Genomic DNA, 7,259 nt, shown 5'->3' on the forward strand with positions numbered 1-7,259 from the left:
CGAATGGTACGCAGCAGGGGCGACCGGTCCCCGGTCGCCCCTGCCTGTTCATCGCGGCTCAGTCACTGCTGTCCCCGGCGTTCCTCAGAACTGGAGCGCCCAGGAGTCGATCTTGCCGATGTCGGCGTTCGCGAGGTCCGCGACCCGGAGCTTCCAGACGCCGTTGGCGACCTCGGAGGAGGCGTTCACGGTGAAGGTCTGGATGATGTTGTCCGCGCTGCCGCCGGTGCGGTTGCGCAGGTTGTAGACGGTGCCGTCCGGGGCGACGAGGTCGACCTTCAGGTCACCCACGTACGTGTGCTTGATGTCGACCGGAACGCTCAGCGTGGCCGGGGCGTTGCCGGTGATCCCGCTGACGGTTATCGGCGACTCGACGGTGGTGTTGTCGGCGATCGCGTAGTCGTTCAGGTTCTCGAAGCGCGTGCCCGGTCCGGGCGGGGTGGTGCCGGTGCCGACGTGGAGCAGGCGGTTCGGGGAGCCGGTGCCGGGGCTGGTCACCACGTTCGGGGTGGCGGCGGCGACGAGGCCCGCGGAGATCTGGGCGGGGGTGCTGCCCGGGTTCTGCGCGAGGTAGAGGGCGGCCGCGCCCGCGACGTGCGGCGAGGCCATCGACGTACCGGAGATGCTGTTGGTGGCGGTGTCACCCGTGGCCCAGGCGGACGTGATCGAGGAGCCCGGCGCGAAGATGTCCAGGACGGAGCCGTAGTTGGAGTAGCTCGCCTTCGCGTCGGTGCTGGTGGTGGCGCCCACCGTGATGGCCTCGGCGACGCGCGCCGGGGACTTGGTGGAGGCGTCGGTCGTCTCGTTGCCCGCCGCGACGGCGTAGGCGATGCCGGAGGCTATGGAGTTGCGGACGGCGGTGTCGAGCGCGGAGTCCGCGCCGCCGCCGAGCGACATGTTGGCCACGGCCGGCTTGACGGCGTTGCGCGTCACCCAGTCGATGCCCGCCACGACCTGGGCCGTCGTGCCCGAGCCCTGGTTGTTGAGCACCCGGACGCCGACGATCTTGGCCTTCTTGGCCACGCCGTACGCGGTGCCGCCGACGGTGCCGGCGACGTGCGTGCCGTGGCCGTGGCCGTCCTGGGCGGTGTTGTCGTTGTCGATGGCGTCGTAGCCGTAGGAGGCCCGGCCGCCGAAGTCCTGGTGGGTGATCCGGACGCCGGTGTCGATGACGTACGCGGTGACGCCCTCGCCGGCCTTGTCCGGGTAGGTGTAGCTCTGGTTCAGCGGAAGCGCCCGCTGGTCGATGCGGTCCAGGCCCCAGGACGGCGGGTTGGGCTGGGTGGCGTCGACGGTGAAGGTGCGGTTCTGCACGACGGACTGCACCGCGGGGTCGGCGGCGAGTTTTCTGGCCTGCGCCTCGGAGACCTCGACGGAGTACCCGTTGAGGGCGGCGCTGTAGGTCCGGTCGATCTTCGCCCCGTACCGCTTGGCCACGGCCTTGCCGCTGTCGGCGGTGGAGCGGGCGGCGGAGTCCTTCAGGGTCACGATGTAGCTGCCGGGGACGGACCCGGCGGCTCCGGCGTTCTCGATGACGCCCTGTGCGCCGCTGTCGGCCGCCGAGGCGGGGAGTGCGGCGGCCGCGCCGAACGCGAGGGCCGCGACGGCGATCGCGCTGATGCCGGTGATCTTCCGGCGGGTGTGACGCATCACGGACATGTGAGGGGTCCTCCTCATAGGTGGTGCGCTGCGGGGGGTTGGGGCGGTGCCGTGCGGGTGGTGCCGAGCACGATTTCAATCATGGACATGACAAGGCAATCGGCCCAGCGGGGCGCCGCCCTCGAAAGGTTGACCCACCGTCAGTCGTTCCCACAAGAGGACGGCGGACGCGTAACATCCGTGCCATACGACGGCCATGATTGAGCAAAGGCGCTCCGCACATGACGCACGCACTCCCCGGTTACGTCTGTGCCGAGGACGGTACCCGCGCGGACGTCCGGACCTCCCCCTGGTGCTGCCCTGTCTGCTCGGGCCCGTGGGACCTCGATTTCACGCCGGATCCGGCGGCCGTGCTGGATCCGGCCTCCGGCCCCAACTCCCTGTGGCGGTACGGGCCGGCGCTGCCGCTGCCGGGGGCGTTTTCCGTGTCGCTCGCGGAGGGCCACACTCCGCTGGTGCCCCTGGCCGAGCGGATTCACGCCAAGCTCGACTTCCTGATGCCGACGCTGTCCTTCAAGGACCGGGGCGCCGTGATGCTCGCCGAGGTGGCCCGGCGGCTGGCTCCGGAGCGGGTCGTGGCGGACAGCAGCGGCAACGCGGGGACCTCGGTGGCGGCCTACTGCGCGCGGGCCGGACTCGATTGTGAAGTTTTCGTGCCCGAGGGCACCTCGGAGACGAAGACCGGTCAGATGCGGGCGCACGGTGCGGTGGTACGGGTGGTCCCCGGCGGCCGCGAGGCCGCCGCGGCCGCGGCCCGGGAGGCCGCCGACGGGCCGGGGGCCTTCTACGCGAGCCACGTCTTCAACCCGTACTTCCTGCACGGCACGAAGACGTACGTGTACGAGGTCTGGGAGGAGCTCGGCGGCCGGCTGCCGGAGGTCCTGGTCGTCCCGGTGGGCAACGGCACGCTGCTGCTCGGCGCCGCCCTCGCGGTGGCGGAGCTGTCCCGGCGCGGGGTCCGGCCGCCCGCGCTGATCGCCGTCCAGGCGGAGGCGGTGGCCCCGCTGGCCGCGGCCTTCGCGGCCGGTTCCGAGGACGCCGGCCCGGTGCCCCGGCGGCCCACCCTGGCCGAGGGCATCGCGATCCCGGCTCCGCCGCGGGCCCGCCAGATCCTGGCCGCCGTCCGTGCGTCGGGCGGCACCTTCCTGACGGTCCCGGAGGAACGCCTGCGGGAGGCCCGGCGGGACCTGGCCCGGCGCGGTCTCTTCGTGGAGCCGACGGCGGCGGCCTGCTGGGCGGCCGTGGGCCCGTCCGCCCCGGACGACCCCCTGCGGGGCCGCACGGCGGTGGTCCCGCTGTGCGGCGCGGGCACGAAAACGGGCCTGGCCCCGTAACGGGGACGCCCCCCGCCGGGACGGAGGCAGGACCGGCCCCGAGCCGGGACTCCGCCTGGACACCCGGCTCTCCGGGCTCGGGTCCGCCCCGCCGACGCGGCGGCTGCGGCTGCGGCTGCGGCTGCGGCTGCGGCTGCGGCTGCGGCTGCGGCTGCGGCCGACGCTGACGCTGACGTCGGAAAATCGCGCGCCCGCGCCCGGCCCGTCTGGTGGACTGCCGCCATGACCACGCACACGGACCTCGCCTCCCGGGCCGCCGCCTTCGCGCGCCTGCACACCCCCGCCGCACCCCTCGCCCTCGCCAACGCCTGGGACGTGGCCAGTGCCCGTCTCGTCGAGGCCGCCGGCGCGCCCGCCGTCGCCACCACGAGCGCCGGGGTCGCCTGGTCCCTCGGGTCCCCCGACGGCGACGCCCTGTCCCGCGAGCGGGCGCTCGACCTGATCGCCCGCGTGGCCGAAGCCGTCGCCGTACCCGTCACCGCCGACATCGAGGGCGGCTTCGGCGCCGACGCCGCCGCCGTCGGCGAGACCGTCACCGGGGTCCTGGCCGCCGGCGCGGTCGGCGTCAACATCGAGGACGGCAACCGCGCGCCCGCCGAGCACGCCGAGCGGCTGGCCGCCGCCCGCGCCGCCGCCGACGCCGCCGGGGTCCCGCTGTTCGTCAACGCCCGCATCGACACGTTCCTGTTCGGCCTCGGCGACCCCGCCACCCGCCTCGACGAGACCCTGGCCCGCGCCGCCGCCTACCTCCGGGCCGGCGCCTCCGGCATCTTCGTTCCGGGCGTGACCGACCCGGCCACGGTCGCCGAGCTGGCCCGGGGCATCGACGCGCCGCTCAACGTCCTCGTCGGCCCGGACGCCCCCTCCGTGGCCGCGCTCGGCGCCCTCGGCGTGTCCCGCGTCAGCCTCGGCTCCTGGGTGGCCGGGGCCGCGTACGCCGTCGTCCGCCGTGCCGCCGAGGAGCTGGTCTCCGGCGGCACCTACGGCTCGCTCGGGCACTCCCTCCCGTACGGCGAGCTGAACGGGCTGCTCAAGGGCTGAGAAACCCGGAAGCCCTTCCCCGTCCACACCCCTAGGATCTGGTCATGCCCACACCATCGCTGACGCGGCACGCGCCCACGGGCGCCCCGCGGCGGCAGACCACCGGCGCCGTCTGGACCGCGCTCGGCCTCGTCTACGTCCTCTGGGGTTCGACCTATCTCGGCATCCGGATCGTCGTCGAGACGATGCCTCCGTTCCTCTCCGCCGGAGCCCGCTTCATCACGGCCGGGCTGGTGCTGGCCTCCCTCGTCGCGTGGCGGTACGGTCCGGCCGCGCTCAGGGCCACCCGCGCCCAGCTGGGCTCGGCCGTCCTGGTCGGGCTGCTGCTGGTCCTCGGCGGCAACGGCCTGGTCGTCCTCGCCGAGACCGACGTGCCCTCCGGCCTGGCCGCGCTCCTGGTGGCGGCGGTACCGATGTGGCTGGTGGTCCTGCGGGCGAGCAGCGGGGACCGGCCGCCGCTGCGCACCCTGGCCGGTGTGCTCGTCGGTCTCGCCGGGCTCACCGTGCTGACCGCTCCCGGGTTCAGCGGCGAGGTGCGGCTGACCGGGGTCCTGCTCGTGCTGGCGGCCTCGGTGCTGTGGTCGCTGGGCTCGTTCTCGGCGTCGAAGCTGAACCTGCCGGGCAATCCCTTCACGGGCAGCGCGTACCAGATGCTCGCGGGCGGGGTCGGCGGAGTGGTCGTCGGCCTGCTGCGCGGCGAGCACCGCGGTCTGGACCCGGACGCCTTCTCCACCGCCTCCTGGCTGGCCCTCGGCTATCTGGTCCTCTTCGGCTCGCTCATCGCCTTCACCGCGTACGTGTGGCTGCTGCAGGCCGCTCCGCTGTCGCTGGTGGGCACGTACGCGTACGTCAACCCGGTCGTGGCCGTGGCGCTCGGCGCACTGGTCCTCGACGAGGCCCTGACCTGGCCGATCCTGCTCGGCGGCGCGATCGTCGTGGCGGCGGTGGGCGTGATCGTCAGCACGGAGCGCCGTACCTAGGCCGTCTACGGGGGCACCGCCCGCAGCCGCCCGCAGCCAGGGCCCGGAGCACCCGGGCGCCCCCGGGTGCTCCGGGCCCCGCCCGGCTCAGTGGTGCGCGGCCCGGGCGCACGCCGCTCAGCCGCGCGCGGCCCGCTCGTACAGGGCCTTGGCGTGCTCGTCGAACACCGCGGCCGTGGAGTCCACGTCCGTGTCCCCGCCGCTCAGCACGCCGATCAGCCGTCCCGGCCGCCCCGGGCCGCCCCGGTCGGCGATCCAGGGGCTGCCGCTGGTGCCCGTCCAGAACCCCGCGCAGCTGATGTACAGCATGTCGGGGTCCTCCTCGTCGTGGCGGGTCTGGGTGGTGCAGGAGACGGGCTTGTTCTGCGGGTTGTGCTCCGACTCCGGATAGCCCACGACGGTCACGTCCCGGTCGTACCCGGACGTCCAGTCGGGCACCGGGGCCGCGCCGCGCCCGCCCACGGCCTCCTGGACGCTGCGCCCGTCCTCGTCCGGGGCGACGGTGAGGAAGGCGAAGTCGGCGGTGTCCTCGCCCCAGTTCGTCCAGCGCTCGTCCACGTGGATCGAGCGGACCTTCCAGACGCCCAGCGGCTGCGTGCCGGAGCCCTCCCCGGAGAACGCGGGGGCGAACGCGAGCTCGCCGATCGCCAGGCCGTCGTGGGCGACCTTGCCCGGTTCCCCGTCCTCGCCCGCGGGCGCCACGCAGTGGGCGGCGGTGGCGACGACGTTGCCCTCGGGGCTGTCGACGACGCTCGCCGTGCACCAGTGCTCGCCGTTGGCCATGAGCACGCCGACGGTGGGGAAGGGGTGCACGGGCCGGTCTCCCGGCGCCTCGACGAACGCGACGGCGAACACCGCCACGATGCCCGCGGCCGCGGCGGCCGACGCCCCCTTCACCACCGTGCTCACGGCACGGCGGGGTCGGGTGTCGGCGCCGCCATCACCTTGCTGATCCACGCCAGGGAGCCCTCCCTCATGCCGCGTACGTACGACTTTCCGTTGTGCTCACCATCCTGGATCACCTGGAGCCGGGTGTGCACGGGGCCCTTCCCGTACTCCTTCATGAACTTCTCGGCCTTGTCGCGGCCGGTCTCGGCGGTGCCGATCTGGAAGTTCACGTACACGTCCGGGCCGCCCGCCTGGATCAGCTTCGCGGCGAGCTTCTCCGGGTTGTTCTCGTCCATGGCGCGCGTGTTCCCCTTCCACAGCGGGGAGTCGGGGACGATGTCGACCCCGCTCGCGATGGCCGCCTTGAAGCGGTCGGGGTGCTTCAGGACGTGTTTGAAGGCGCCGAAACCGCCCGAGGAGGAGCCCATGAAGGCCCACCCGTCGCGGGAGGTGAAGGTGCGGAAATTGGCCTTCGCGAAATCCGGGACGTCATCGGCCATCCAGGTGCCCATCTTGGGCTCCCCGGGGATGTCCGAGCCGTCGAAGTGGTGCTTGGTGTCGGCGTTGATCACCGGCATGACGAGGACGAAGGGCAGGCTGGTACCGGCCTGCACCCCGTCGCTGACCGCCTTCTGGAGTCCGAGGCCGGGGCCCGTGCCCCAGTAGTTCGTGGGGTAGCCGCGGCCGCCGGGCAGGGAGATCAGGACCGGGAAGGCGCTCTTGGCGTACCTCGGGTCGTCGTACTCCTTCGGCACCCACACCCACACGTCGCCCGTGAAGCCGGACTTCTTGCCGGTGAGGGTGGTCATGCCGATCTGGGTGCCGTCCGGAAGCCGGCTGGTGCGGGTGAAGCCGGCCGGCGGCCCGGTGGGCATCCGTACGCCCGGCCGGACGCCGGGGTCCTCGGCGGCGTCCGAGCTGGTGGACGCCGCGGCGGTCTTCTCGTGGACCTTCCCGAAGGAGACCGGCTCCCCCACGTCCGAGAAGAGGCCGTACTTGTACGCCGCCGCCCCGCCGGCGGCGAGGGTGAGCGCGAGCCCACCGCTGATCAGAAGCAAGCGCAGGCGCTGCGGACGACGGGTTCCCCCGGTCGTGGGGTCACCGTCGCCTTGCTGGTCATGCTGCACGGAATTGTCCCGTTCCTTCTCCGGCGCCCGTTCCCGGCGCGGGTCGGACCGATCGGTCCCCCTTACACCCCTTACAGAGGTATGAACGAGGGGATGGGTTGCCTGGGACGGGCGCGACGTGGCGAGCGCCACGGACGGTCGGGCGTCGCCGGGCGGGCGGGCGTCAGCCGGCGGGGGCGGGCGTCAGCCGGCGGGGGCGGGCGTCAGCCGGCGGGGGCGGGCGTCAGCCT

General features: G+C 73.6%; 6 protein-coding genes. 3 read left to right on the top strand and 3 right to left on the bottom strand.

Annotated features, from left to right (window positions below; genetic code table 11):
* Positions 1–84 precede the first annotated feature (84 nt).
* Positions 85–1,659 carry a S8 family serine peptidase gene (locus ACFWW8_RS03460; protein ID WP_386522933.1) on the bottom strand — a complete coding sequence of 525 codons (1,575 nt, stop codon included), beginning with the start codon at positions 1,657–1,659 and terminating at the stop codon, positions 85–87.
* Between the two features lie 221 nt (positions 1,660–1,880).
* On the opposite strand from ACFWW8_RS03460, the gene ACFWW8_RS03465 reads away from it, so the two are divergent.
* From ACFWW8_RS03465 to ACFWW8_RS03475, 3 genes are all read left to right on the top strand, one after another.
* Positions 1,881–2,993 (top strand): pyridoxal-phosphate dependent enzyme, encoded by a 1,113-nt coding sequence (locus ACFWW8_RS03465; RefSeq protein ID WP_386522935.1) that lies wholly within the window; start codon positions 1,881–1,883, stop codon positions 2,991–2,993.
* A 222-nt stretch (positions 2,994–3,215) separates the two neighbouring features.
* Positions 3,216–4,034 carry an isocitrate lyase/phosphoenolpyruvate mutase family protein gene (locus ACFWW8_RS03470; RefSeq protein ID WP_386522938.1) on the top strand — a complete coding sequence of 273 codons (819 nt, stop codon included), beginning with the start codon at positions 3,216–3,218 and terminating at the stop codon, positions 4,032–4,034.
* Between the two features lie 44 nt (positions 4,035–4,078).
* Positions 4,079–5,014 (top strand): EamA family transporter, encoded by a 936-nt coding sequence (locus ACFWW8_RS03475; RefSeq protein WP_386522941.1) that lies wholly within the window; start codon positions 4,079–4,081, stop codon positions 5,012–5,014.
* Between the two features lie 117 nt (positions 5,015–5,131).
* Here ACFWW8_RS03475 and ACFWW8_RS03480 read toward each other — a convergent pair whose 3' ends face one another.
* Both ACFWW8_RS03480 and ACFWW8_RS03485 read right to left on the bottom strand, forming a co-directional pair.
* A complete protein-coding gene (locus ACFWW8_RS03480) occupies positions 5,132–5,923 on the bottom strand; it encodes a trypsin-like serine peptidase (RefSeq protein ID WP_386522944.1) in 792 nt (263 codons plus the stop codon).
* Positions 5,920–6,954 carry an alpha/beta hydrolase gene (locus ACFWW8_RS03485; protein WP_386523029.1) on the bottom strand — a complete coding sequence of 345 codons (1,035 nt, stop codon included), beginning with the start codon at positions 6,952–6,954 and terminating at the stop codon, positions 5,920–5,922. The genes ACFWW8_RS03480 and ACFWW8_RS03485 overlap by 4 nt, the downstream gene beginning before the upstream one ends.
* Between the last annotated feature and the right edge of the window lie 305 nt (positions 6,955–7,259).

This window comes from Streptomyces sp. NPDC058701 (assembly GCF_042715295.1).
Taxonomy (GTDB): domain Bacteria; phylum Actinomycetota; class Actinomycetes; order Streptomycetales; family Streptomycetaceae; genus Streptomyces.

Coding starts and splice junctions, on each gene's coding strand:
- ACFWW8_RS03475 (WP_386522941.1), top strand. CDS start 4,079: ATGCCCACACCATCGCTGACGCGGCACGCGCCCACGGGCGCCCCGCGG.
- ACFWW8_RS03465 (WP_386522935.1), top strand. CDS start 1,881: ATGACGCACGCACTCCCCGGTTACGTCTGTGCCGAGGACGGTACCCGC.
- ACFWW8_RS03470 (WP_386522938.1), top strand. CDS start 3,216: ATGACCACGCACACGGACCTCGCCTCCCGGGCCGCCGCCTTCGCGCGC.
- ACFWW8_RS03460 (WP_386522933.1), bottom strand. CDS start 1,659: ATGTCCGTGATGCGTCACACCCGCCGGAAGATCACCGGCATCAGCGCG.